The organism is Aeromicrobium sp. Sec7.5 (assembly GCF_036867135.1).
Classification (GTDB): domain Bacteria; phylum Actinomycetota; class Actinomycetes; order Propionibacteriales; family Nocardioidaceae; genus Aeromicrobium.
The window spans coordinates 2,254,118-2,278,153 of sequence record NZ_JBAJIJ010000001.1; the positions used below are offsets into that span (position 1 = coordinate 2,254,118).

General features: G+C 72.4%; 22 protein-coding genes. 6 read left to right on the top strand and 16 right to left on the bottom strand.

Annotated elements, in window-relative coordinates; translation table 11 throughout:
- The first annotated feature begins 39 nt into the window (after nucleotides 1-39).
- On the top strand, nucleotides 40-876 hold the full coding sequence (locus V6S66_RS11360; protein ID WP_334206850.1) for an NAD-dependent epimerase/dehydratase family protein: 837 nt from the start codon (nucleotides 40-42) through the stop codon (nucleotides 874-876).
- Here the strand turns inward: V6S66_RS11360 and V6S66_RS11365 are convergent.
- From V6S66_RS11365 to V6S66_RS11395, 7 genes are all read right to left on the bottom strand, one after another.
- Complete coding sequence (locus V6S66_RS11365; RefSeq protein WP_334206851.1) at nucleotides 858-1,547, bottom strand: response regulator transcription factor; 690 nt, start codon at nucleotides 1,545-1,547, stop codon at nucleotides 858-860. The genes V6S66_RS11360 and V6S66_RS11365 overlap by 19 nt on opposite strands.
- The gene (locus tag V6S66_RS11370; RefSeq protein ID WP_334206852.1) at nucleotides 1,544-4,072 is read right to left on the bottom strand and encodes a sensor histidine kinase; all 2,529 of its coding nucleotides are present in this window, start codon (nucleotides 4,070-4,072) and stop codon (nucleotides 1,544-1,546) included. Before V6S66_RS11370 ends, V6S66_RS11365 begins: the two co-directional genes overlap by 4 nt.
- Before the next feature lie 4 nt (nucleotides 4,073-4,076).
- A complete protein-coding gene (locus V6S66_RS11375) occupies nucleotides 4,077-4,631 on the bottom strand; it encodes a potassium-transporting ATPase subunit C (RefSeq protein ID WP_334206853.1) in 555 nt (184 codons plus the stop codon).
- Nucleotides 4,632-4,636: 5 nt separating this feature from the next.
- Entirely contained in the window at nucleotides 4,637-6,607 is a 1,971-nt protein-coding gene (kdpB, locus tag V6S66_RS11380) for a potassium-transporting ATPase subunit KdpB (protein WP_442885923.1), read from the bottom strand.
- A 35-nt stretch (nucleotides 6,608-6,642) separates the two neighbouring features.
- Nucleotides 6,643-8,316, bottom strand: coding sequence for a potassium-transporting ATPase subunit KdpA (kdpA, locus tag V6S66_RS11385; protein WP_334206855.1), 1,674 nt, complete (start codon nucleotides 8,314-8,316; stop codon nucleotides 6,643-6,645).
- A 193-nt stretch (nucleotides 8,317-8,509) separates the two neighbouring features.
- On the bottom strand, nucleotides 8,510-9,025 hold the full coding sequence (locus tag V6S66_RS11390; protein ID WP_334206856.1) for a TIGR03086 family protein: 516 nt from the start codon (nucleotides 9,023-9,025) through the stop codon (nucleotides 8,510-8,512).
- On the bottom strand, nucleotides 9,022-9,576 hold the full coding sequence (locus tag V6S66_RS11395) for a winged helix-turn-helix transcriptional regulator (RefSeq protein WP_334206857.1): 555 nt from the start codon (nucleotides 9,574-9,576) through the stop codon (nucleotides 9,022-9,024). Before V6S66_RS11395 ends, V6S66_RS11390 begins: the two co-directional genes overlap by 4 nt.
- A gap of 127 nt (nucleotides 9,577-9,703) precedes the next feature.
- Here V6S66_RS11395 and V6S66_RS11400 point away from each other — a divergent pair, with 127 nt between their 5' ends.
- On the top strand, nucleotides 9,704-10,753 hold the full coding sequence (locus V6S66_RS11400) for an HpcH/HpaI aldolase/citrate lyase family protein (RefSeq protein ID WP_334206858.1): 1,050 nt from the start codon (nucleotides 9,704-9,706) through the stop codon (nucleotides 10,751-10,753).
- The gene (locus V6S66_RS11405; RefSeq protein WP_334206859.1) at nucleotides 10,750-11,631 is read left to right on the top strand and encodes an HpcH/HpaI aldolase/citrate lyase family protein; all 882 of its coding nucleotides are present in this window, start codon (nucleotides 10,750-10,752) and stop codon (nucleotides 11,629-11,631) included. The genes V6S66_RS11400 and V6S66_RS11405 overlap by 4 nt, the downstream gene beginning before the upstream one ends.
- Nucleotides 11,632-11,646: 15 nt before the next feature.
- Here the strand turns inward: V6S66_RS11405 and dapC are convergent, their stop codons facing one another.
- Nucleotides 11,647-12,744, bottom strand: a complete 1,098-nt coding sequence (dapC, locus tag V6S66_RS11410) for a succinyldiaminopimelate transaminase (protein WP_334206860.1) — start codon at nucleotides 12,742-12,744, stop codon at nucleotides 11,647-11,649.
- Nucleotides 12,745-12,749: 5 nt separating this feature from the next.
- A complete protein-coding gene (fdxA, locus tag V6S66_RS11415; protein WP_334206861.1) occupies nucleotides 12,750-13,073 on the bottom strand; it encodes a ferredoxin in 324 nt (107 codons plus the stop codon).
- Between the two features lie 76 nt (nucleotides 13,074-13,149).
- Here fdxA and V6S66_RS11420 point away from each other — a divergent pair, with 76 nt between their 5' ends.
- Entirely contained in the window at nucleotides 13,150-14,106 is a 957-nt protein-coding gene (locus V6S66_RS11420; RefSeq protein ID WP_334206862.1) for a GNAT family N-acetyltransferase, read from the top strand.
- 5 nt (nucleotides 14,107-14,111) lie between these two features.
- On the opposite strand, the gene V6S66_RS11425 is transcribed toward V6S66_RS11420, so the two are convergent.
- From V6S66_RS11425 to mshB, 3 genes are all read right to left on the bottom strand, one after another.
- The gene (locus tag V6S66_RS11425; RefSeq protein ID WP_334206863.1) at nucleotides 14,112-16,058 is read right to left on the bottom strand and encodes a VanW family protein; all 1,947 of its coding nucleotides are present in this window, start codon (nucleotides 16,056-16,058) and stop codon (nucleotides 14,112-14,114) included.
- Nucleotides 16,059-16,146: 88 nt separating this feature from the next.
- Nucleotides 16,147-16,425, bottom strand: a complete 279-nt coding sequence (locus V6S66_RS11430; RefSeq protein ID WP_334206864.1) for a hypothetical protein — start codon at nucleotides 16,423-16,425, stop codon at nucleotides 16,147-16,149.
- 53 nt (nucleotides 16,426-16,478) lie between these two features.
- Nucleotides 16,479-17,384 (bottom strand): N-acetyl-1-D-myo-inositol-2-amino-2-deoxy-alpha-D-glucopyranoside deacetylase, encoded by a 906-nt coding sequence (mshB, locus tag V6S66_RS11435; RefSeq protein WP_334206865.1) that lies wholly within the window; start codon nucleotides 17,382-17,384, stop codon nucleotides 16,479-16,481.
- A 38-nt stretch (nucleotides 17,385-17,422) separates the two neighbouring features.
- On the opposite strand from mshB, the gene V6S66_RS11440 reads away from it, so the two are divergent.
- Nucleotides 17,423-19,519, top strand: a complete 2,097-nt coding sequence (locus tag V6S66_RS11440; RefSeq protein WP_334206866.1) for a S9 family peptidase — start codon at nucleotides 17,423-17,425, stop codon at nucleotides 19,517-19,519.
- A gap of 72 nt (nucleotides 19,520-19,591) precedes the next feature.
- On the opposite strand, the gene V6S66_RS11445 is transcribed toward V6S66_RS11440, so the two are convergent.
- The 4 genes from V6S66_RS11445 to V6S66_RS11460 form a co-directional block, all read right to left on the bottom strand.
- A complete protein-coding gene (locus tag V6S66_RS11445) occupies nucleotides 19,592-21,310 on the bottom strand; it encodes a DUF7937 domain-containing protein (protein ID WP_334206867.1) in 1,719 nt (572 codons plus the stop codon).
- A gap of 76 nt (nucleotides 21,311-21,386) precedes the next feature.
- The gene (locus V6S66_RS11450) at nucleotides 21,387-21,689 is read right to left on the bottom strand and encodes a hypothetical protein (protein ID WP_334206868.1); all 303 of its coding nucleotides are present in this window, start codon (nucleotides 21,687-21,689) and stop codon (nucleotides 21,387-21,389) included.
- Between the two features lie 5 nt (nucleotides 21,690-21,694).
- Nucleotides 21,695-23,047: a phosphomannomutase/phosphoglucomutase gene (locus V6S66_RS11455; RefSeq protein ID WP_334206869.1), complete on the bottom strand. Its 1,353-nt coding sequence runs from the start codon at nucleotides 23,045-23,047 to the stop codon at nucleotides 21,695-21,697.
- Between the two features lie 96 nt (nucleotides 23,048-23,143).
- Entirely contained in the window at nucleotides 23,144-23,476 is a 333-nt protein-coding gene (locus V6S66_RS11460; RefSeq protein ID WP_334206870.1) for a DUF3499 domain-containing protein, read from the bottom strand.
- A gap of 48 nt (nucleotides 23,477-23,524) precedes the next feature.
- On the opposite strand from V6S66_RS11460, the gene V6S66_RS11465 reads away from it, so the two are divergent.
- Nucleotides 23,525-24,001: a metallopeptidase family protein gene (locus V6S66_RS11465; RefSeq protein ID WP_334206871.1), complete on the top strand. Its 477-nt coding sequence runs from the start codon at nucleotides 23,525-23,527 to the stop codon at nucleotides 23,999-24,001.
- The last annotated feature ends 35 nt before the right edge of the window (nucleotides 24,002-24,036 follow it).

Genomic DNA, 24,036 nt, shown 5'->3' on the forward strand with positions numbered 1-24,036 from the left:
AGCGGGAACAGTCTCGGCCGGCAACCGGTTGACGCCGGTATGAAGATCTTGCTCACCGGGGGAACCGGGTACATCGGATCAGCGGTCCTCGACCGCCTCACCGCTGCTGGCCACGAGGTCACGGCCGTCGTGCGCAGCGACGACTCCCGCGCGAAGGTCGAGCCGACCGGCGCGACGGGCCTCGTCGGCGACCTGTTCGACTCGGCCTGGTTGCGCGAGCAGCTGACGACGCACGACGCCGCCATCCACACCGCGGCCGGAAGCGACGCCGACGACCAGGCGCTCAACACCTCGGTCGTCGAGGCCGCGATCGCGGCGTTCGGCGGCACGACCAACCCGTTCGTCCTGACCGGTGGCGTCTGGACGTACGGCTCGGGCGCCGACCTCGCCGAGGACCGCGAGCCGAACCCGGTGCCGCTCACCGCGTGGCGGGTGCCGCTCGAGCACCAGCTGCTCGACTCCGGCCTGCGCGCCACCGTGGTGCAGCCGGCCGTCGTGTACGGCCACGGGGCCGGCATCCCCGCGATGCTCGTCGGTCAGAAGTCGTTGCCCGGCACGGGCGACCAGCACTGGACCACGGTCCACGTCGACGACCTCGCCGACCTGTACCTCGCGGCGCTCGAGGCCCCCGGCGGGCAGGCCTACCTCGCGGCCAGCGGCGACAACCCCACCGTCCGCGAGCTCGGCGACGCGATCGGCGCCGACGTCACGGCCCAGGGCGACGAGGCCACGCTCGACGCGCTCGGCCCGTTCGGTGAGGCGCTGCTGCTCGACCAGCAGGCGTCCGGCGCCAAGGCCCGAGCCGACCTCGGCTGGTCGCCGAGCCGTCCGACGCTCGTCGAGCTGCTGCGCGAGGGTTATCCCGCCGACCGCTGAGCCACGAGCCGGTATCCCTGGCCCGGGTCGGTCAGGAACAGCACGGGGTTGGCCGGGTCGGGCTCGAGCTTGCGCCGCAGCTGCGCGAGGTAGACGCGCAGGTAGTGCGACTCGCGCCCGTACCCGGGACCCCACACCTCGTGGAGCAGCTCCCGCTGCGACACGAGGTGGCCGGCCCGACGGGCCAGCACCTCCACGAGGTGCCACTCGGTGGGCGTCAGTCGGACCACCTCGCCCCCGACCTCGGCGCGCCGCTCGGTGACGTCGAGCCGTACTCCGGCGCCCGTGACCACGAGCGGCGGTTCCCCCGAGGCGGTGCGTCGCACCGCGGCGCGCACGCGAGCCATGAGCTCCTCCATCTCGAAGGGCTTGGTCACGAAGTCGTCGGCCCCGGAGTCGAGCGCCTCGACCTTGTCATCGGTCTCGTGCCGCGCCGAGAGGATCACGACGGGCACGGAGTGCTGCTCGCGCAGCCGCTGCAGGACCGACAGCCCGTCGAGGTCCGGCAGGCCCAGGTCCAGGATCACGGCGTCCGGCAGGCGCTCGTCCACGACCTGCAGCGCGGAACGGCCGTCGCCCGCGGTCTCGACGTCGTACCCCCGGGCCCGGAGGTTGATGCCGAGCGTGCGCACGATCGCCGGGTCGTCGTCGACCACCAGCACGAACGTCATCGGAGCCCTCCCCCCTCGGACCGCGCCGGCAGGTCGACGACGAAGGTCGTGCCCCCGCCGGGCGTGTCGTCGACCGTGACGGTACCGCCCATGGCCTCCGTGAGTCCGCGCGCGACGGCCAGGCCCAGGCCCACCCCGGAGCCGCCCGGCACGTCCCCGAGACGCTGGAACGGGGCGAAGACCCGGTCGCGGTCGGCCGGGGCGATGCCCGGGCCCGTGTCCGAGACCCGCAGCAGGACCCGGCCTCCGACCGCCGAGGCGTCGACCCGCACGCCCGCGGGCGCCGGGGCGTGACGCACCGCGTTGGTCACGAGGTTGTCGACGACCCGCTCGAGCAGGCCCCCGTCGGCCCAGGCGGTCAGCGCCGGGTCGAGGTCGAGCTCGACCCGCTTCGCGTCGTCGGGCTCGAGCACTCCCACCACCACCCGCACCAGGGTGTCGAGCTCGACCGGACCGCTCCTGCTGCTCACGGCCCCGGCCTCGAGCCGGCTCATGTCGAGCAGGTTCGCGACCAGCGCGTCCAGGCGGTCGGCGCCCTCCTCGACCGTGGCGAGCAGCGCCTCGGTGTCCTCCGGGCTCCAGGCGATCGCGTCGTTGCGCAGGCTCGACGCGGCGGCCTTGACCGACGCGAGCGGCGTGCGCAGGTCGTGCGAGACCGCTGCGAGCAGCGCCGCCCGCGCGCGGTCGGCCTCGGCGAGCGCCTCACGCTCGGCGCTCTCCCGCGCCGCCGCGCGGCGCTCCCCCAGCACGCGCACGTGCGCCGCGTAGGCCGTCATGAGCCGGAGCTGGTCGGGAGACGGAGCGTGGCCCGTGAACACCAGCGAGGTCCCGTCGTCGACCTCGATCGTGGTGCTGTCGTCACCCGTCCCGGCGGGTCCGTCGTCGGACGCGACCAGGACGACACCGTCGGCATCCACCACGGCCACGCGGCGCATCCCGAAGACCTCGCGCGCCCGGGTCACGACGTCGCGGACGTCGAGTCCGGCGTGCAGCAGCCCGTGCGCCAACGCCGACAGGGCGTCGGCCTCGGCGGTGGCCCGCAGGGCCTGCGCCGTACGGCGAGCCGCCAGGTCGACGACCGAGGAGACCGCCACGGCCACCACGACGAACAGCGCCACCGCGTAGGCGTTCTCGCTGCTCGCGATGAGGAGCGTGCGAAGGGGTGGGGTGAAGAAGTAGTTCAGGGCGAAGCCGCTCAGGAGCGCCGCGAGCACGGCGGGCGCCAGACCACCCACGAGTGCGGTGGCCACGACGACGACCATGAAGAGCATCGACTCGCTCGGCAGCGAGTGCAGGTCGGGCGTCACGAGCAGCAGGCCCGACAGCAGCAGCGGACCGAGCACCGCGAGCGCGAAGCCGAGGACGCGACGCCGTGCCGCCAGCGCCGGCCTCGCCCGGACGTCACCCCGCCGCCTGCGGGCCTGGTCGTGCGTCACGATGTGCACGTCGATGTCGCCGGACTCCGCGATGACGACCTCGCCGATGCCGGGCCGCACCAGGGTCGAGAGACGGCCTCGACGACTCGCCCCGATCACGACCTGCGTCGCGTTCTCGGCGCGCGCGAACGTGAGGATCGCGCTGGCCGCGTCCCCGCCGTCGACGCCACCGACCACGCTGTGGAAGGACCCGCCCAGGTCGGCGGCCATGACCCGCATCTCCTCCAGCCGGGCCGGCGGGTGGTGCACGAGGCCGTCCCCACGGGCGACGTAGAGGGCCATCCAGCGCCCACCGCCGGTGCGCGACGAGATCCGTTCGGCGCGCCGCATGAGCGCCTCGGACTCCGGACCGCCGGTCACCGCCACGACGAGCCGCTCCCGGGCCGCCCACGTCGCGTCGATCTCGTGCTGCGACCGGTACCGCTCGAGCCCCTCCTCCACCCGGTCGGCCAGCCAGAGCAGCGCGACCTCCCGCAGCGCCGTGAGGTTCCCCTCGCGGAAGTACTGCGACAACGCCGCGTCGACCCGGTCGGCGGCGTACACGTTGCCGTGCGCCATGCGCCGGCGCAGCGCCTGCGGGCTCATGTCGACGAGCTCGATCGCGTCGGCCGCCCGGACGAACCGGTCCGGCACGGTCTCGCGCTGCTGCACTCCCGTGATGGCCTCGACGACGTCGTTGAGCGACTCCAGGTGCTGCACGTTGACGGTCGTGATGACGTCGATCCCGGCCGCGAGGAGCGCCTCGACGTCCTGCCACCGCTTCGCGTGCTCCAGGCCCGGCACGTTGGTGTGCGCGAGCTCGTCGACGACCGCGACGTCGGGACGCCGCGCGAGCAGCGCCGGCAGGTCGAGCTCGGTCTGCTCCGTGTCGCGGTACGGGACGGTCCGGCGCGGCAGGACCTCGAGCCCACCGATGCGCTCGGCCGTGTGCGTCCGTCCGTGCGTCTCCACGACACCGACCACGACGTCGGTGCCACGGGCGGACCGGCGGCACGCCTCGTCGAGCATGCGGTACGTCTTGCCGACGCCGGGCGCCGCGCCGAGGTACACCCGCAGGGCGCCCCGTCCCGGCTCCTGGAGATCGCTCACGGGATCAGTCTGCTCCCTCGAGCACGCGGTTGAGCGCCAGGACGTCGACCCGCGGCTGCCCGAGGAACCCGAGCTGCCGGCCCGAGGTGTGGTCGTCGACCAGCCGCTCGACCTCCGCGACCGGCAGGCCTCGCTCCTCGGCGACCCGCTCGACCTGCAGTGCGGCGTACTCGGGCGAGATGAACCGGTCGAGGCCGGAGGCGGACGCCGTGAGCGCGTCGGGCGGCACCGCGGCCGGTTCGACGCCCTCGACCTCCGCGACGGTCGCCCGCCGCTCGTCGATCAGGGCGAGCAGGTCGGGGCTCGACGGGCCGAGGTTCGACGGCGCCGACGCGAGCCCGTCGTAGTCGTTCGCCGACGGCCGCCCGTGGAACCAGCCGTCGTCGGCGACCGGGAAGTTCTGCCCGATCGTCGCGTCGTCACCGGGCACCACGCGACCAACCGCCCAGACGGCGGCGGGATAGGCCACGCCGAGCAGGAGCGTGGCCACGAGCAGGAGCCGCAGCCCCACCCAGGCCTGCCGGCCCGTCGACGTGAGCGTGTGCGTGAGGTTCGTCATCTGGTTCACCCGATTCCCGGAATCGTCGACACGACGACGTCGATGAGCTTGATGCCCACGAACGGGACCACGAGGCCCCCGAGTCCGTAGACGAGGACGTTGCGGCGCAGGAGCGCCTCGGCCGACAGCGGCCGGTACTTCACGCCGCGCAGCGCGATCGGGATCAGTGCCACGATCACGAGCGCGTTGAACACCACGGCGGACGCGATCGCCGACTGCGGCGTCGACAACCGCATGACGTTGAGCGTGTCGAGCGCCGGGTAGGCGGCCAGGAACATCGCCGGCAGGATCGCGAAGTACTTGGCGACGTCGTTCGCGATCGAGAACGTCGTCAGGGCCCCGCGTGTGATGAGCAGCTGCTTGCCGATCGCGACGACGTCGATGAGCTTGGTCGGGTCGGAGTCGAGGTCGACCATGTTGCCGGCCTCCTTCGCCGCCGACGTGCCGCTGTTCATCGCGACGCCGACGTCGGCCGCGGCGAGCGCGGGAGCGTCGTTCGTGCCGTCACCCGTCATCGCGACGAGGCGTCCGCCCTCCTGCTCCTTGCGGATCAGCGCGAGCTTGTCCTCCGGAGTCGCCTCCGCCAGGACCTCGTCGACCCCCGCCTCGCGTCCGATCGCCGCCGCCGTGCGCGGGTTGTCGCCCGTCACCATGACGGTGCGGATGCCCATCGCGCGCAGCTGGGCGAAGCGCTCCACCATGCCGTCCTTCACGACGTCCTTGAGGTGCACCACCCCCAGCGCGCGGGCGCCGCCGGGGCCCGACTCGGCCACGACCAGCGGTGTGCCGCCGGCCTCGCTGACCTCGTCGACCTGCGTCTGCACCGCGGCCGGCAGGGGCGAGCCGATCCACGTCTCCACCGCCGTGCCGGCTCCCTTGCGGAGCGCCCGACCGTCCGCGAGGTCGATCCCGGACATCCGCGTCTGGGCGGTGAACTCCACGAAGACCGCGCCGTCCGGCAGGTCCGTGTCGTCGGCGCCCCGCTCGAGGGCCAGGTCGACGATCGAGCGGCCCTCGGGGGTCTGGTCGGCGAGGCTCGTGAACCGGGCGACGTCGCGCAGCTCGTCGGCCGTGACACCCGGCGCGGTCAGGAAGGCCGAGGCCCTCCGGTTGCCGTACGTGATGGTGCCGGTCTTGTCGAGCAGCAGCGTGCTGACGTCGCCCGCCGCCTCGACCGCCCGGCCCGACATCGCCAGCACGTTGACCCGCACGAGCCGGTCCATGCCGGCGATGCCGATCGCCGACAGCAGGGCACCGATCGTGGTGGGGATCAGGCACACGAGCAACGCCACCAGCACGAGCGGTTCCTGCGAGGCCCCGGCGAAGTCCGCCATCGGCGCGAGCGTCACGACCGCGACGAGGAACACGATCGTCAGGCTCGTGAGCAGGATCGACAGGGCCACCTCGTTCGGCGTCCGCCGCCGCTCGGCCCCCTCGACCAGGGCGATCATCCGGTCGATGAAGGTCTCGCCCGACGCCGCCGTGATGCGCACGACGACCCGGTCCGACAGGACCCGCGTGCCGCCCGTGACCGCCGACCGGTCGCCACCGGCCTCGCGGATCACGGGGGCGGACTCGCCGGTGATGGCCGACTCGTCCACCGAGGCGACGCCCTCGACGACGTCGCCGTCGCCCGGGACGACCTCGCCGGCCTCCACCACCACGCGGTCGCCGACCGCGAGCTCCGTGCCCGGCACGACGACCTCCGTGCCGTCGGCCCTCAGGCGGCGAGCCGTGACGTCGCTGCGGGCCGCCCGCAACGAGTCGGCCTGCGCCTTGCCCCGGCCCTCGGCCACGGCCTCGGCCAGGTTGCCGAACACGACCGTGAGCCACAGCCAGATGGTGATGAACCAGGCGAACGTCGACGGATCCGTGAGGGCCACGACCGTCGTGGCCACCGACCCGGTCCACACCACGAACATCACGGGGCTGCGCCACAGGTGGCGGGGATCCAGCTTGCGCAGGGCCTGCGGCAGCTGGGCGACCAGCGTGGACAGCAGCGACGAGATGCTCACGACATGGCTCCGGTGGTGAGGGCTTCGGCGACGGGGCCGAGGGCGAGGGACGGCAGGTAGGTCAGGCCCGTCACGAGCAGCACGACCCCGACCAGGAGCGAGCCGAACAGCACGGTGTGGGTCGGGAGCGTGCCCGCGGTGGTGGGGACGGGACGTTGGCGGGCCAGCGACCCGGCCAGGGCCAGGACGAGCGCGATCGTGACGAACCGGCCGAGCAGCATCGCCGTCGCGAGCGCGACCTGGAAGAAGGTCGAGGTCACCGTGATGCCGCCGAACGCACTGCCGTTGTTGTTGGCTGCGGACGTGAAGGCGTAGACGACCTCGCTGAAGCCGTGGACGCCGCCGTTGCCGAGGGCCTCGTTCGTGGAGGGCAGGGCGATCGCCACCCCGACGCCGACCAGGACGATCGCCGGCACGCTCAACGTGTAGAGGGCGACCCGGGTGATCTCGGGCCGGCCGATCTTCTTGCCGAGGAGCTCGGGGGTGCGCCCGACCATGAGCCCGGCGACGAAGACCGTCACGATCGCCATCACGAGCATCCCGTAGAGGCCCGATCCCACGCCGCCGGGCGAGACCTCGCCGACCATCATGTTGACGAGCGCAGCGCCGCCGCCTGCGGGGGTGAGCGAGTCGTGCGAGGCGTTGACGGCTCCGGTCGACGTGCTGGTCGTCGCGGTGGAGAACAGGATCGAGCCCCAGGTGCCGAACTGGGTCTCCTTGCCCTCCATCGCGGCGCCGGCGGCACGCGCGGCGGCGCCCTGCCCGGTGGTCTCGGCCCACGCGGCCACGGCCAGGGAGGCCGTGAACAACGTCGCCATCGCCCCGAGGATCGTCAGACCCTGCCGGCGCGAGCCGATCATCGTGCCGAACGTGCGCGTCAGGCACACCGGGATCAGCAGCAGCAACGCGATCTGCACGAGGTTGGAGAACGGCGTCGGGTTCTCGAACGGGTGCGCCGAGTTCGCGTTGAAGAAGCCACCGCCGTTCGTGCCGAGCTGCTTGATCGCCTCCTGGCTCGCGACCGGGCCGCCGGGCACGACCTGGCTGCCGCCGGTGACGGTCGTGATCGTCTGGTCCGCGAAGCTCTGGACCACCCCCTGCGTGAGGAGGACGACGGCACCGACGACCGCCACCGGCAGCAGGATCCGGCCGGTCACACGCACGAGATCGACCCAGAAGTTGCCGATCGTGCCGGACCGGGAGGCGAGGAAGCCCCGCACGAGGGCGACCGCGACGCAGATGCCGACGGCCGCCGAGAGGAAGTTCTGCACCGCGAGCCCGGCCATCTGCGCGGTGAAGCCCAACGTGGACTCCCCTGCGTAGGACTGCCAGTTCGTGTTGGTCACGAACGAGACGGCGGTGTTGGCGGCCATGTCCCACGGCATGCCGGGCAGGTCGCGCGAGAACGGCAGGTGCTGCTGGCCCATCAGGATCGCGACGAGCACGAGGATGCTCACCCCGGAGAAGGCCAGCACGCTCGTGGCGTAGGACCGGGCGCTCTGCTGGGCCTGCGGATCGACCCCGACCAGCCGGTACAGGGCCCGCTCGGGCCGCGCGTGGCGCGTGCCGGTCACGACGCGCGCCATGTGGTCGCCGAACGGCTTCCAGGCGAGGGCCAGGACGACGACGAGCGCCGCGATCGTCAGCAGGCCGGAGGTGGTGTCGTTCATCGTCGCCTCAGAACCGGTCCGCCAGGACCAGCGCGACGAGCAGGTACACGATCAGGGCGCCGGCGAGCACCAGCCAGAGCGCGGAGGAGAGTTCCATGCGCTCATCGCACACCCGCGACGGTGCGGATCAGCTCGCGCTGACGGAGCCTTGACCCGTCTTGACGCGATCTTGACGCCCCGGAAGGGCGCCAGGTCAAGGGCGCGTGACGGTGCGACCGGCGAATGCCGCCAGGCGCTCGTACGCGTTGGCGCCCTCGGGTGCCGGGGTCTCCGGGTCGAACGCGCCGACCCGCTGCTCCTCGGTCAGGTTGGCCGACATGAAGGCGAAGCCCTCCTCCGCCAAGGACTGCTCGAGGTCGTCGGTGCTGCGGCCGAGGGCCGCCGCGAGGTCCCAGGTGTGCACTGACAGCTCAGCGGCCACCATCCCGAGCGGGAACGTGGCGCCGGCCTCGATCACCGTCAGCAGGTCGTGTGAGCGCTCGTCCCACACCGGCACCGGGTCGTCCAGCTGGTCCGGCGAGGCCGTCCAGTCGACCTCGCCGGCCCGTGCCATGGTGAGGAACTGGCCCCCGGTGTGCACGATGTGGTTGCTCAGGTCGGCGACGGTCCATTCGTCGCAGGGCGTGGCGGCATCGCGATGCCCCTCCGCGACCTGCAGAAGCGCGGCGACCTGACGGACTCCGGTGGTGATCTGGCTGATGCTCGTCATGATGGATCTCCTCGGGTGGATCGATCGGTGGAAGCGGGACCCGGTTCCGGGACCGGGAGTCGTGCGGCCGCGCGCGCCGCCACGCGTTCGGCCCGTTCGGGTGACATGGCGGGCCCGGGCGTGGCCACGACCGACGACGAGTCGTGCACCTGGCCGCAGCCCGCGCAGACCGTTGCGCCCGTCACGACGCCACCACAACGGGCGTGCCGGTAGACGATGGGCGGCCCGTGCGGCGCAGCCCAGGCATCGCCCCAGTCGGTGAGGGCGACCAGCACCGGCGTGAGTGCACGCCCCTTGGCCGTCAAGCGGTACTCGCGTGATGCGGGACGGAGGTCCGAGGGGACGCGCTCCATCACCTCAGCGCTGACGAACGCCTCCAGGCGCGCGGCGAGCACGTTCGAGGCGATGCCGAGCGACCGCTGGAAGTCACCGAATCGGGTGGTCCCCGCGAACACCGCGTTGCGCAGGATCAACAGGCTCCAGCGTTCGCCGACGACCTCGAGGGTCCTCGCGATCGAGCAGACCTCGTCGTCGTACCGGCTGCCGAGCATGCGAGCACCGTACGACGATCACTTGCATGATGCAAGTGCTCGCCGCTCGTGACGCCGCCCCGACGCGGCGCGACGCGGCCGGGATCGGCATACTGACCCTCGACGTGACGCCTCCGAAAGGGACCCCGTGCGCAATCCCCGTGCCTTCCTCCGCCCCCTCGCCGTCGGCGCTCCCGCGCCCATGTCGGAGGTGCCGTTCCGGCCGAGCCGGATGATCCACTTCTTCGACCCGAGCAACCCGAAGATGGCCGAGAAGGCGCCGTCCATCGCGGCCAAGGTCGACATCATCCTCGGCAACCTCGAGGACGCCATCAAGACCGAGAACAAGGAGGCCGCGCGCCTCGGTCTCGTCGAGATCGCGAAGAACAACGACTTCGGTGACACGCAGCTGTGGGTGCGCGTCAACAGCCTCGACTCGCCGTGGGTGCTCGACGACCTCACGACGCTCGTGACCGAGATCGGCGACAAGCTCGACGTCATCATGGTGCCGAAGGTCGAGGGCGCCCAGGACATCCACTACGTCGACCGCCTGCTGGCGCAGCTCGAGGCCAAGGGCAACGTCCAGAAGCCACTGCTGATCCACGCGATCCTCGAGACCGCGCTCGGCGTCACGAACGTCGAGGAGATCGCCGCGGCCAGCCCGCGCATGCAGGGCGTCAGCCTCGGCCCGGCCGATCTGGCCGCCTCGCGCCGCATGAAGACCACGCGCGTCGGTGGCGGCCATCCCGGCTACCTCGTGCGCCAGGACCCCACCGGCGAGGACCTGAACGAGGGCCGCACGACCTACCAGCAGGACCTCTGGCACTACACGATCGCCCGCATGGTCGACGCCTGCGCCGCGAACGACATCCTCCCGTTCTACGGACCCTTCGGTGACATCAAGGACGTCGTGGCGTGCGAGGACCAGTTCCGCAACGCGTTCCTGCTGGGCTGCGTCGGCGCCTGGAGCCTGCACCCCGTGCAGATCGACATCGCCAAGAAGGTGTTCTCGCCCTCGAAGGAGGACGTCGAGCACGCCAAGACCGTCGTCGAGGCGATGGGCGACGGCTCCGGCGCCGTCATGATCAACGGCAAGATGGAGGACGACGCGTCCTGCAAGCAGTGCCTCGTGATGCTCGACCTGGCCCGCGAGCTGGCCGAGCGCGACCCCGAGCTGAAGGAGCTGTACGACCTGTGAGCACCGATTCCGTGGAGCTGCGTCCCCGCCGCTCCGTCCTCTACATGCCCGGCGCCAACGAGCGCGCGCTCGAGAAGGCCAAGACGATCGACGCCGACGCGCTGATCCTCGACCTCGAGGACTCCGTGTCGCCCGACGCCAAGGAGGAGGGCCGCGCCAACGTGGTCGCCGCCGTGCGTTCCGGCGAGTACGGCCACCGCGAGCTCGCGATCCGCGTCAACTCGATCGGCACGCAGTGGCACGACGACGACGTCACGGCCGCCTCCGAGGCCGGTCCCGACGCGATCCTCGTGCCCAAGGTCGAGTCGGCCGAGCAGGTCCAGGGCCTCGTGGCCGCGATGGAGGCCGCCGGCGCCCCGGAGCACACCCAGCTGTGGGCCATGATCGAGACACCCCGCGCGCTCCTGCATGCCGAGGAGATCGCGGCGGCCCACGAACGGCTGACCGTCATCGTGATGGGCACCAACGACGTCGTCAACGAGACCTACGGCCTGCACGTGCCGGGTCGCAACGCCGTCGTGCTCACCTCGCTCGCCTGGACGCTCCTCGCGGTGCGCGCGGCCGGCAAGGTCATCATCGACGGCGTCTACAACGACGTGAAGGACCCCGAGGGCTTCGAGGCCGAGGCCCGCCAGGGGCGCGAGATGGGCTTCGACGGCAAGACGCTGATCCACCCGTCGCAGGTCGAGCCCGCCAACGTCGCCTTCAGCCCGTCGGAGGCCGACGTCGAGCGCGCCGAGGGCATGATCGCGGCGTTCGAGGAGGCCGCGCAGGAGAAGAAGGGCGTGGCCACGTACAAGAACAAGATGATCGAGGAGCTGCACATCCGCGACGCGAAGCGCATCCTCGCCTTCGCCGAGGCCCTCCAGGGCCGCTGACCCTCCCGGGGTGGGTCAGGCGCTGAGGCGCTGCGCCGCGGCGGCGATGCGCTCGTCGGTCGCGGTGAAGGCGACACGCACATGCTGGGCGCCGGCCGGACCGTAGAACTCCCCCGGTGCGGCCAGGATGCCGCGCTCGGCGAGCCAGTCAATCGTGGCGCGGCACGCCTCGCCACGGGTGGCCCAGAGGTACAGCGCACCCTCGGAGTGGTCGATCGTGAATCCGGCTCCCTCGAGCGCAGCGCGCAGCTGCAGGCGCCGGCGGGCGTAGCGCTCCCGCTGCTCCGCGACGTGCGCGTCGTCGCCCAGCGTGGCCGCCAGCGCCCGCTGGACGGGCGTGGGCACCATGAAGCCCAGGTGCTTGCGCACCGCGAGCAGCTCGCCCACGACGTCGGCGTCGCCGGACAGGAACGCCGCGCGGTAGCCCGCCAGGTTGGAGCGCTTGGAGCTCGAGTGCAGCGCGACGAGGCCCGTCAGGTCACCGCCACTGACGTCGGGGTGCAGCACCGACACGGCGGGGGCGTCCCACGCGAAGTCCAGGTAGCACTCGTCGGAGACGACGAGCACGCCACGCTCGCGCGCCCAGTCGACGACCTTGCGCAGGTGGTCGACGCCGAGGATCCGGCCGCTCGGGTTGGCCGGCGAGTTCAGGTAGACCAGCTTCGGGTTGCGCGGGCCGATCGCCAGGGTCGAGTCGGCGGCCAGGACGTCGCAGCCGGCGTAGCGCGCACCCACCTCGTAGGTCGGGTACGCGAGCTCGGGGAACACCACGAGGTCGCCGGCGCCGAGGCCGAGCTGGTTCGGCAGGTTCGCGATGAGCTCCTTCGAGCCGATCGTCATGAGCACCTGGTCGCGCGAGATCGACGCCGCACCGGTGGCTCGCGCGACCCACGCCGCCACGACGTCGCGGACCTCGTCAGGACCCGCCACGGTCGGGTAGCCATGGGCGTCGACGGCGGCCGTCAAGGCCTCCCGGGCCACCTGCGGCACCGGGTCGACCGGCGTGCCGATCGACAGGTCGACGATGCCGTCAGGGTGCGCCGCGGCGCGGGCCTTCGCCGCCGTGAGCGTGTCCCAGGGGAAGTCGGGGAATCGCGCCGAGACGCGGGCCACGGGGGTCAGCCCTGATTCTGGGGCGGGAGCTCGGCGATGATCGGGTGGTCGAGGTCGATCACCCCGAGCTTCGCTGCACCGCCGGGTGAGCCGAGCTCGTCGAAGAAGTGCACGTTGGCGTCGTAGTACGACGCCCACTCCTCCGGGGTGTCGTCCTCGTAGAAGATCGCCTCCGGCGGGCACACCGGCTCACACGCCCCGCAGTCGACGCACTCGTCGGGGTGGATGTAGAGCATGCGCTTGCCCTCGTAGATGCAGTCGACCGGACACTCGTCGACGCACGCGCGATCCTTCACGTCCACGCACGGCTGGGCGATCACATACGTCACTGCTCTGACTCCTTGTCGACGGTCCGCCCACCAGTATCGCGGCTCGCGGGTACTCCCCACACGTTAGGTTCGCCTGATGGACACCAGCCCCGTCCGACCCCCCGGGAAGGACGTCGTCGGCCGACGCGTCAGCGTGCGCCACCGGACCCCCGACGGCGCCGCCAGCGACGTCGTCGGTCGTCTCCTGGACGCCGGCAGCTCGCTGCGGCTCGAGCGCCGCGACGGCTCCGTGACCACGGTCGAGGCGGCCGCCGTGATCATCTGGCGCCTCGTCCCCGACCGTCCCGTTCGCGCCCGTCGCGCCACCGCGACCCCGGTGGACCAGCTCACGCGCATCACGGCGCGGGGCTGGCCCGCGATCGAGACGGAGCCGCTCGGCGAGTGGCAGCTGCGCGCCTCGAGCGGCTTCACCAAGCGGGCGAACTCAGCGTCCGCCTTCGGCGACCCGGGTCTCGGCGTCGATGCGGCCCTCGAGCGGGTCCGGTCGTTCTACGCCGACCGCGGGCTGCGCCCCCTCGTCAACCTCGAGGCCGGCGGCCCGTGGGAAGGTCCGCTCGTCGAGCGCGGCTGGACGCCGGTCGACGGCGGTGACACGACGGTGCTCGTCGCCCAGCTCGACCGCCGGTGGCCGCTCGATGCCGAGGCCGACGTCGCGACCGAGCCCGACGCTGCCTGGCTCGCCGCGTACGTCTCCCCCGGTGAGCCGGTCGACCTGGCGCGGCAGGTCATGTCCGGCACTCCCACCGCGGCGTACGTGAGCCTCAACGCGGCGATCGCGCAGGTCGTCGTGACCGGCGAGTGGGCGGGGCTGAGCGCCCTGTGGGTGCCCGAGGAGCATCGTCACCGTGGTCTGGCGCGCCGGCTCGTCACCACCTCGCTGGGATGGGCCGTGGAGCAGGGCGCCGACAAGGCGTACCTGCAGGTCGTCACCGGCAACGAGCCCGCCGAGCGGCTGTACCGCGCGTTCGGCTTCGTCGACCACCACGAGTACCGCTACCTGACGCTCCGTAGCGCGCCCCCACCGACACCCTGACGTGGTCAGGCCGGCGGCGGCCCGCAGACCACGGCGTCACCGGCCCGGTAGACGGCGGTGTCGGTCTCGGTCTTGACGACCTGGCCGTTCTGCTTGAACGTCCGGGTCACGTCGACATCGAATCCTTGGATCGCCGACTGCGGCGTGCATTCCGGCGAGGCGTCGTAGATCGTCGAGCCGGAGCGGAAGTTGCGCTTGGCCGAGACGTCGGCCTCGATGTCCCAGTACTTCGTGCTCCACATCTCGACGTGCATCGTGCCCTGGCGGCTGGAGTTGCTCGGCACGACCCACGCCTTGATGAGGATCCCGTAGGGGGTCGAGTTCGTGAACCTGAGGTCGATCGTGCCCCAGTTGACCGTGGCCTCGCGACCGAGCGGGTAGCGGCTCAGGTACAGGGAGTGCGGCCGGTGCTCGTCGTCGTCGAGGCCCGCGAAGAATGCCGCGTTGTACGTCGTGGTGGCCACCTGCGACACGCCGCCGCCGAAGGACTCCACGAAGCGGCCACCCTCGATCACGCCACCCTGGACGAATCCGTTGGCGGCCGTGCGCTTGCCGACGACCTTGTCGAAGCTGAACTGCTCCCCCGGTTCGAGGATCGTGCCGTCGATCAGGTCCGCGGCACGGCCCTGGTTGATGTTGCGGTACTGCGTGTTCGGGTAGTTCGTCTCGAACTCGCTGACCTTCTCGACGATCTGCAGGTCCTCGGCGTCGGCGGTCGTGAACTCGGGCTCGACCGGCTGGGCCTCGACCGGCAGGACACGCTCGGGCCCGGCGGCGGTCAGGACCGGCAGGAGGTCGACCGCGAGCACGTCGGGCTGGAGCCCGATGCCCGGCGTGCCCGGTGTGATCACCGGCGCGCCCCCCACGATGTCGATCGTCGCGTCGACGGCCTTCTCACCGATGCCCGTGGTGGAGTCGGTCAGGGGGCCCGCCAGGGCCGCGGGGTCGATGAAGGGCACCATCTCGTCGCCCTCGGTGCGGATCTGCAGCGCTGGGGCGTAGGCGGTGACCGGCAGCTCGACCTGGGTGCCACCCACGTCGAGGATCACCGGGGCGCTGACCGCGGGGACCGCGATCTCCTGCACGGCCTTCTCGAGCCCGGCGGCATCGACCCCGGGCTCGACGACCTCCGTCGGGATCTCGATCGTGTCGTCGCTGAGGAGATAGACCTCGCGCACGGCCTCGAGCAGGCCGTCGGAGGTGACCTGGCGGCCGTCGGCGGGCTGCACCGCGACGGGTTGCGCCTCGGGGAACGTGATGAGGGCTTCGGTCACCGGGATGTCGACGGCCTCGCCGAAACCGGCCCGGGCGGCGTCGAAGAGCTCCTGGTCGACCGTGAGCTCCGCGTCGTGGTCCGTGCCACCGAAGAGGGTGGTGACCATGGCGACCGGGTTCCAGCTGCGCTTGCCGCCCGCGGCCTCGACGGAGGCGGCGGCGTCCAGGGCCAGGCCCATGTCGGCGGCGGCGACCGTGAACTGCTGGTCCTCGAGCGCGAACACCAGGTTCTGGTTCTCGCGAGGAGCCAGCTCCTCGGTGAGCGTCGACTCGGCCTTCGCCGGGCTCTGGCCCCCGACGTCGACGCCGGCGATCGTGGTGTCGGCGCCCAGTCGGTCACCGATCAGGTAGTACGCACCGACGTAGACCCCGCCCAGCAGGAGGACGGCCGCCGCGACGAACCACGGCCAGCGTCGACGGCGACGGGGCTCCTCGCCGTCGGTGGGCGCCTCGTCGATCGGCGGATCGGCCGGAGGCTCGTCGATCGGTGTCAGCACGGGTCCCCCGTCGGCCACGACGGCGGCCCGGACGGTGGCGTCGGGGTCGACGTACTCCGGCTCGGGCGCCCCCTCCTCGTCGCGCGGCACCTCAGGGACGTCGTCGGCCGGCGGCGGCGCGCCCGCACCACTCTCGGTGGAGGACTGCGGCGGATCTCCCGCGCGCTCGTCGCTGCTCATGACTCTCCCTGACGATGACTCGACTCGAACTTCCGTGACCCCGCGATGGTGCCCGAGTCGGCCCGGGACCACAACACGGAGAGGGTGTTCACCGCTTCAGCCTAGAGTTCCGGAGCACGACCGCCACGAGCAGGGCCAGTCCGAGCAGGGTATAGGTCCACCCCACCGAGTCGTCGGCAATCAGGTACTGACCGCGCGAGGTCGATCCCTGCAACGCCAGCACGAGCCCCCACCCGATCATGAGGGAGGCGCTGCCGAGCGAGACCGTGCGATCGGCGACGAGCCCGAGGGGCACGAGCGGAGCCACCGCGAGGAGCAGTCCCCACGGCACGTCCAGGCCGAGGAGGTCGGCGTCGTGCCGGTGCACGACGGCACCGAGCACCCCGGCGTAGAGACCCGCGAGGATCCAGACCCCTCGGGTCAGAGCCCGGCGAACAGGTCCTCCTCGAGGCCCGACTCCCCGACGGGGCCGCGTGTGCCGCGGACGAGCCGGTAGTGCTCGGTGCCCCAGGCGAGCTTCGCGAGGTCGACACCCATCGCGAAGAACATGCCGTCGGGCGTGATCTGCGAGGCGTGGGCCCGCATCGCGGCGAGCTTGGCGTCGGTGTGCTCGGGCGACTCGATCACGGCGTCGAGCTGGTCGTCCTCGACCATGAACGGCGGGAGGTTGTCGGGGTCGAAGCCCTCGAAGCCCTCGGCCCCGGACTCCCGCATCAGGCGGATCCCCTCACGCATGCGGTTCGCCGACATCGCACCCCAGTACAGCTTGGCGACGTCCCAGGCCTCCCCCAGGTCGGGGCGGTGGCTGCGCGCCGCGGCGAGGTCGACCGCGTAGTGCGCCACCCGGTGGGCCTGGACGTGGTCGGGGTGTCCGTAGCCGCCGAACGTGTCGTACGTGACGACGACCTGGGGGCGGACCTCCCGGAGGATCTCGACCAGCAGGTCGGAGGCCTCGAGCAGGTCGGCGTTCCAGAACGACCGGGGGTCGACCTCGTCGGCGGCGGTGGCGTGGCCGTTCTCGTCCCACTTCATGCCCGAGTCGCGGAAGTGCCCCGCCCCGCCGAGCACGCGGTGGTCGGTGACGCCGAGCTCGCCCATGGCGGCGGCCAGCTCGCCGGCGCGGTGCTCACCCAGGGCGTCGTCGCGGTCGGCGGCGAGGTGCTCGAGCTCGGGCACGAGAATCTCCCCGAGGTCGCCGAGCGTGCAGGTCACGAGCGTGACGTGCGCCCCCTCCGCGACGTAGCGCGCCATCGTGACGCCGTTGCCGATCGACTCGTCGTCGGGATGGGCGTGGACGAGCAGCAGGCGGCGGTCGGGGAGGGTCATGGAGCCAGATTAGAGGGGCCCCATGATCGAATGGCGACATGACCGACGACAGCCCGTCCTACCCGCGCCTCGCCGCTCGCACCCTGCGCTTCACGCTCGGGGTGCCCCGCGCCGTCACGGTGTCGCCCGACGGGTCCACGGTGCGCTTCATCCGTACCCCCGACGGCGTGACCCGCACGGGCCAGCTCTGGGAGCACGACGTCGAGTCCGGCGTCGAGTCCCTGCTCGTCGATCCCGCCGTGCTGCTCGGCGCCGGCGACGAGGAGCTGTCGGCCGAGGAGCGGTCGCGCCGCGAGCGCAGCCGTGAAGGTGGTGCCGGCATCGTCGGGTACGACGTCGACGAGACCGGGCGATGGGCCGCATTCGCGCTGTCGGGCCGCCTGTGGGCCACCGACCTCGGCACGAAGGCCACCCACGAGCTCCCGTCCCAGGGGGCCGTGATCGATCCGCGCCTCGATCCCACCGGCCGCCGCGTGGCCTACGCCGCCGGCGGTGCCCTGCACGTCGTCGAGCTCGCGGACGCGAGCCACACGACGGTCGCCTCGCCCGCCGGCCCCACCGAGGTGTGGGGCCAGGCGGAGTTCATCGCCGCCGAGGAGATGGAGCGCATGCGGGGGTTCTGGTGGGCGCCGGACGGGCAGTCCTTGCTCGTCGAGCGCTACGACGAGGCCGCGGTCGCGATCTGGCACGTCGCCTCCCCGGAGCACCCCGAACGTCCCGCGACCGCCCACCGCTACCCGGCCGCCGGCACCACCAACGCCGACGTCTCGCTCTGGCACGTGACGCTCGACGGCGAGCGCACGGAGGTCCCGTGGGACCGCGACGCGTTCGAGTACCTCGGCCGGGTCACGTGGACGTCGGAGGGTCCGCCGCTGCTGCAGGTCCTGTCGCGCGACCAGAAGACCTCGCAGGTGCTCCGGGTCGATCCCGCCACCGGCGCGACGGAGGTGCTCCGCACGCTCACGGACGCCGCCTGGGTCGAGCTCGGCCCCGGGCCCCGGTGGTCGCCCGCCGGCGCCCTCGTCACGATCGAGGACGTCGCTGGCTGGCGTCGCGTCGTCATCGACGGGGAGCCGGTGACGCCCGACGGCTGGCAGGTGCGGGGCGTCGTGGCGACGTTCGCCGACGCGGTCGTCGTGACGGCCTCCCACGAGCCCACCGAGGTCCAGGTCGTGCGGGTCGGCACCGACGGCTCGCTCGAGCAGGTCACGCAGGGACGCGGCGTGCACGGCGCGGTCGTCGGCGGCGCCACGACCGTCATCACCCGTACGAGCCTCGCGGACACGCTGGTGCACCACACGGTCCACCACGACCTCGGCGCGGAGTCCGCCACGCCCAGCACCCTGACGAACGTCTCGGTCCCCCTCCCCGTCACCCCGTCGGTCCACCTGCTCAGCGCCGGTCCCCACGAGCTCCGCACCGCCGTGGTCTTCCCCACCGGGCACGAGCCGGGCACCCGGCTGCCGGTGCTGCTCGACCCGTACGGCGGCCCCGGTGCGCAGCGCGTGTGGGCGTCGGCCCGGGCCTTCGCCGAGGCGCAGTGGCTCGCCGACCAGGGCTTCGTCGTCGTCGTGGCCGACGGCCGGGGGACGCCGGGTCGCGGCAGCGCCTGGGACCGGGCGATCCACCACGACTTCGCCGGCGTCACGCTCGACGACCAGGTCGAGGCCCTCACCGCCGTCGCGGCGGCCTTCCCCCACGACGTCGACACCGGACGGGTCGGCATCACGGGCTGGTCGTACGGGGGGTACCTCGCGGCGCTCGCCGTGCTGAAGCGCCCGGACGTGTTCCACGCCGCGGTCGCCGGCGCCCCCGTGACCGAGTGGCGCCTCTACGACACCTGCTACACCGAGCGGTACCTCGGCCACCCCGGCGAGGTCCCGGACGTGTACGACCGGAACTCGCTGCTGCCGCTGGCCGCCGGACTCGAGCGCCCGCTGATGCTGATCCACGGCCTCTCCGACGACAACGTCGTCGCGGCCCACACGCTCCAGCTGTCGTCGGCGCTGCTGGCTGCCGGCCGCCCGCACACCGTGCTGCCGCTGTCGGGCGTGACCCACATGACCCCACAGGAGACCGTGGCCGAGAACCTCAAGCTGCTCCAGGTCCAGTTCCTGCGCGAGCACCTGGCCTGACCCGCCCGGGCGGGAGACGCAGCGGACCCCCGCACCGAGTCGGTGCGGGGGTCCGCTGCGTCAGGCGGTGGGTCAGCCCTGGCGCTGGGCCAGCGCTGCGTCGACCTCCGGGTCACCGAGCTGGCCGAGCCACTCGAGCATGCCCGGGTAGGCCTGCGGGTTGCCGGCCGCGGCCGGTCGCGCCTGCGGGTGGTTCTGCACCAGGTCGGCGAGCTCGGCCTGCGAGATCGTCGGGTCCGACGCGCGCTGCACGATCGGGTCGACCGCGACCTGCTCGGTCGGCGCCTCGCCCACCGGGATCTGCTGCGTCGGCGTGGGCTCCTGCGGGGCCTCGAACGACGGAGCCGGAGCCGGAGCCGGGGCGGGGGCGGGCGCAGCCGGTGCCGGGGCGGGCGCGTTCACGATCGGGGCCGTCGGGGCCGGGGCACCCGGGAGCGGGGCTCCGGCGGCGGGGCCCGCCGCCTGTGCGTTGGCGAACAGCTTCTTGGCGCCGCCACCGATCGTGCTGGTGCCCGTGATCGCGAAGGCGATGAAAAGCGCCGCCAGGATCGCACCGAGCCAGGTGTGGGCCGGCAGCGACTGCGAACCGTTCAGGCCGACGAAACCGGGCGAGCCCTCGTCGATGATGGCCATGATGATCGACGCGACGATGACGAGGACCGCCCACACGGCCACCGCGAAGAGCGGCAGCGTCTTGGCGCCCGTCGACGACGTCGTGACGAAGCCGAACACGGCGACGCCTCCCGCCAGCACCGAGATGATGAGCGACACGATGACGGCCGCCCCGAAGTCGTCGCCGGCGATGCCGATGAAGACCGCGCCCAGCACGTGGAGGAGCGAGGCGAGCGCGAGCAGCAGGAAGCCCGCCTTGGCCGCACCGGCCAGCGAGATCGGGTGCGACGCACCACCGGTGGCACGCGAGGCGCCGGGCGACAGCGCCGCGGCCGCTGCACCGACCAGCAGGAAGGCGCCGAAGCCCGGGAGCTGGAAGCTCTCGAACCCGCCCAGGATCGTGATGAAGCCCGTGAGCTGCGAGGCGTTCTCGCCGTCGATGTGCAGCATGCCGAGCACGAGCACGATCAGGCCGAGCCCGGCGATGAGCGCAATGCCCGCAGGCTTGGACATCAGCGCCAGGACCGCGCCGTAGGCCAGCAGGGCGGTGTAGACCATCGCCCCGATGACGAAGACGATGATCTCCGGCGCCTCGGCACCGAAGTCGTTGAGGTCACCGATGAAGATCAGCGACGTGATCAGCGCGAGCAGCGCGGACAGGGCGACGAGGCCGCCCGTGACGTAGACCCAGATCTTGTCGCTGGGAGCCAGCGACGCAGGCGGCAGCTCGTGCTTGCGCGGCTGGGCCACAAGGATCGCGGCGAACAGCCCGACGGCGACACCGACGCCGACCAACCGGTCGTCGGCGAGGTCGAGGATCACGACGACGAGGATGCTGATGAAGTACGGGACGGTGGCGCCGAGACGGATCAAGCCGTTGGTGCGGGGGTTCCAGGCCTGCCCGAACACGCCGAGCTTCCACAGGTACGTGGCCGCGAGCGAGATCAGGGCGAGGGCGAGCGACACGTCGACGAACCAGAGGTTGGCGCCGCTGTTGATCCCGGCGTCGAAGTTCCAGTCGTAGAACAGGGCCGTCACCAGGAGCACCAGCGCGGCGACGTCGCGCAGGACGTCGGAGAGCGGGAGTCCGGAGAAGGGGTTGGAGACCTGGGCCGGCGCGCCGGGAGCCTGCTGGTACTGCGGCTGCGGCTGCTGCGGTGGATAGGGCTGCGAAGTCATGAGCAGCACCCTAGCCCGATCGGGCCATGTCAGCAGTGCCGCGTCCGCCTCCTGGCATGGGGACCAGTCCCCCGCCTCATTCCCGCTTGAGCCGCTTCGGGGCGTCGGGCAGCTCGGGCCCGGCGGGAGGCCCCGTGTCGGGTCCGTCCGGGAGCCGTTCGTCGCCGGGCATCCAGCCGCCGTACACGTCGACCATCTCGACGACGCGGTCGTCGAAGGGGGTCACCGTGAGGACCCAGGCCTGGTCCTCGGCGTCGTCGTCGCCGGCGAACGCCTCCCGACGCAGGTCGGTGGTGTAGCCCTCCGACTGCAGGGCCTTGACGAGCTCGGTCGCGTCGTCCGCCTCGTCGAAGAAGATCTCGGGGCCGGGTGCCGACACGTCGCCTACCCCCGGATGAGCGCGAGCACCTGGTCGCGCACCGTGGCCATGGTGGCCTCGTCGTCGCCCTCGACGTTGAGGCGCAGCAGCGGCTCGGTGTTCGAGGCGCGGACGTTGAACCACCACGTGTCGGCCGTGACGGTCAGGCCGTCGAGCCGGTCCTGCTGCTGGTCGGCGTACGTGTCGACGAGGCGCGCGATGACCTCGTCCGCATCGGTGACGGTGCTGTTGATCTCGCCGGACGCCGCGTAGCGCGAGAACTGCTCCATGAGCTGCGAGACCGTGCCGTCCGACTCGGCGAGCGCGCCCATGACGTGCAGCGCCGCCAGCATGCCGGAGTCGGCGAGGTAGAAGTCGCGGAAGTAGAAGTGGCCCGAGTGCTCGCCGCCGAAGACCGCGTCGGTGCGCGCCATCTCGGCCTTGATCAACGAGTGGCCCACGGGCGTGCGGACGGCGGTGCCGCCGTTCTCGGTGATGATCTCGGGCACCGCGCGCGAGCAGATGACGTTGTGCAGGATCGTGGCGCCGGGCTGCTGCGCGAGGTACCGGGTGCCGATCAGCGCCGTGATGGCCGACGGCGCCACGAGCTCGGCGCGCTCGTCGACCACGAAGCAGCGGTCGGCGTCGCCGTCGAACGCCAGGCCCAGGTCGGCTCCGTGCTCGGTGACGGCGGCCTGGAGGTCGACGAGGGTGGAGGCGTCGAGCGGATTGGCCTCGTGGTTCGGGAAGGTGCCGTCGAGCTCGAAGTAGAGCGGCACGACCTCGACGTCGATCTTGTCCAGGACGGCGCTCGCGGTGTGGCCCGCCATGCCGTTGCCCGCGTCCACGACGACCTTCAACCGGCGACCCGAGACCGGCGCCAGGGACACGACCAGCTCGGCGTAGTCCTCGAGGAAGTCGCGCTCGGTGAGCTGGCCACGCAGCGCGCCCACCGGCTGGTCGAGCAGGTTGCCCGCCGCCTCAGCGATGGTCCGCAGGCCGGTGTCGAGACCGATCGGACGGGCGCCGGCGCGGCACACCTTGAAGCCGTTGTACCCGGCGGGGTTGTGGCTGGCCGTGATCATGATGCCGGGCAGGTCGAGCTGGCCGGACGCCGCGTAGAGCAGGTCGGTCGACGCCAGGCCCACCAGCAGGACGTCGCCACCCTGGGCGCGGATGCCGTCGGCCATCGCGGCCGCGAGGTCGGGCGACGAGTCGCGCATGTCGTGCCCCAGGACGACTGTGCCCCCACCCTCGCTCACGCCGACCTCGTCGGCGTAGGCGCGGCCGAAGGCCAGTGCGAGCTCGGCGTCGAGCTGGTCCGGGGTCGTGCCGCGGACGTCGTACGCCTTGGTCACGGCAGCGAAACGGGGGTGCATGGGGTGGAGATCTCCTGCGGTCGACCGACGGGGTGGCACGAGCCTAGTGGTGCCCCGGGATCCGCACGCCCCCAACGCGCCCTCGACCGGCCGGGGTCAGTCGCGTGGGGGGACCGAGCGGAGTCCGGGAGGTCCCGGGGGCTCCGGCTCGCGCCGGGACGGTCGACCCGCCTCGCGCACCGCGTCGGCCAGGGCCAGCAGGTCGTCGCGGGACGGCTCGCTCGCGCCGGTGTCGATCGCCAGTCGGATGACGTTCCACCCCTGCGGCACGGAGAGCCGCTGCGCGTGCTCGACACACAGGTCGTACGTGTGCGGCTCGGCCGCCGTGGCGAGCGGTCCGATGACCGCCGTCTGGTCGGCGTAGACGTACGTGAGGGTGGCGACAGCCGCGTTCGGGCAGGCGGCTCGGGTACAGCGTCGGACACTCACGCGCCGAGAGTACCTCGCGGAGCGGTCGCGTCTGGCTAGGCTCGCACCGTGGGTCATCCTCCGCGCGACACGCGCCGCTTCGTCGGCCCCGGGCTGGAGCCGGTCGTCCTCGGGCCCCGTCCCGGGCGACTCCGCGACCGTCGCGGACGTGGGCCGCGCGGACCCCTCGCGCTGCCGGGACCCCTGTCGCCCGCCAGCGTGCCCCTGCACCGCTCCCCCCGCGACGCCTTCGACCGCATCGTGTCGGAGGTCCTCGCCACCCTCGAGCCCCACTTCGAGCGCGAGACCGACGACGTCGACGTCGTCGTCGAGGAGGCACCGCTCCTCCCGCCGGAGTGGGACGAGCGCGTGCCGAGCAGCGTCGTCGCCCAGCACCTGACGCCCGCGCGGCTCGTCCTGTACCGGCTCCCGCTGAGCCGCGGCTGCACCACGCGCGCCGACCTCGAGGAGGCGGTCTGGGAGGCCATGCTCGACGGGCTCGCCCAGGTCTGGCACGTCCCCCCGGAGTCGCTCGACCCGCGGTAGAGCGCGCCGCTCGTCCCTCGCGGCATCACCGGTTC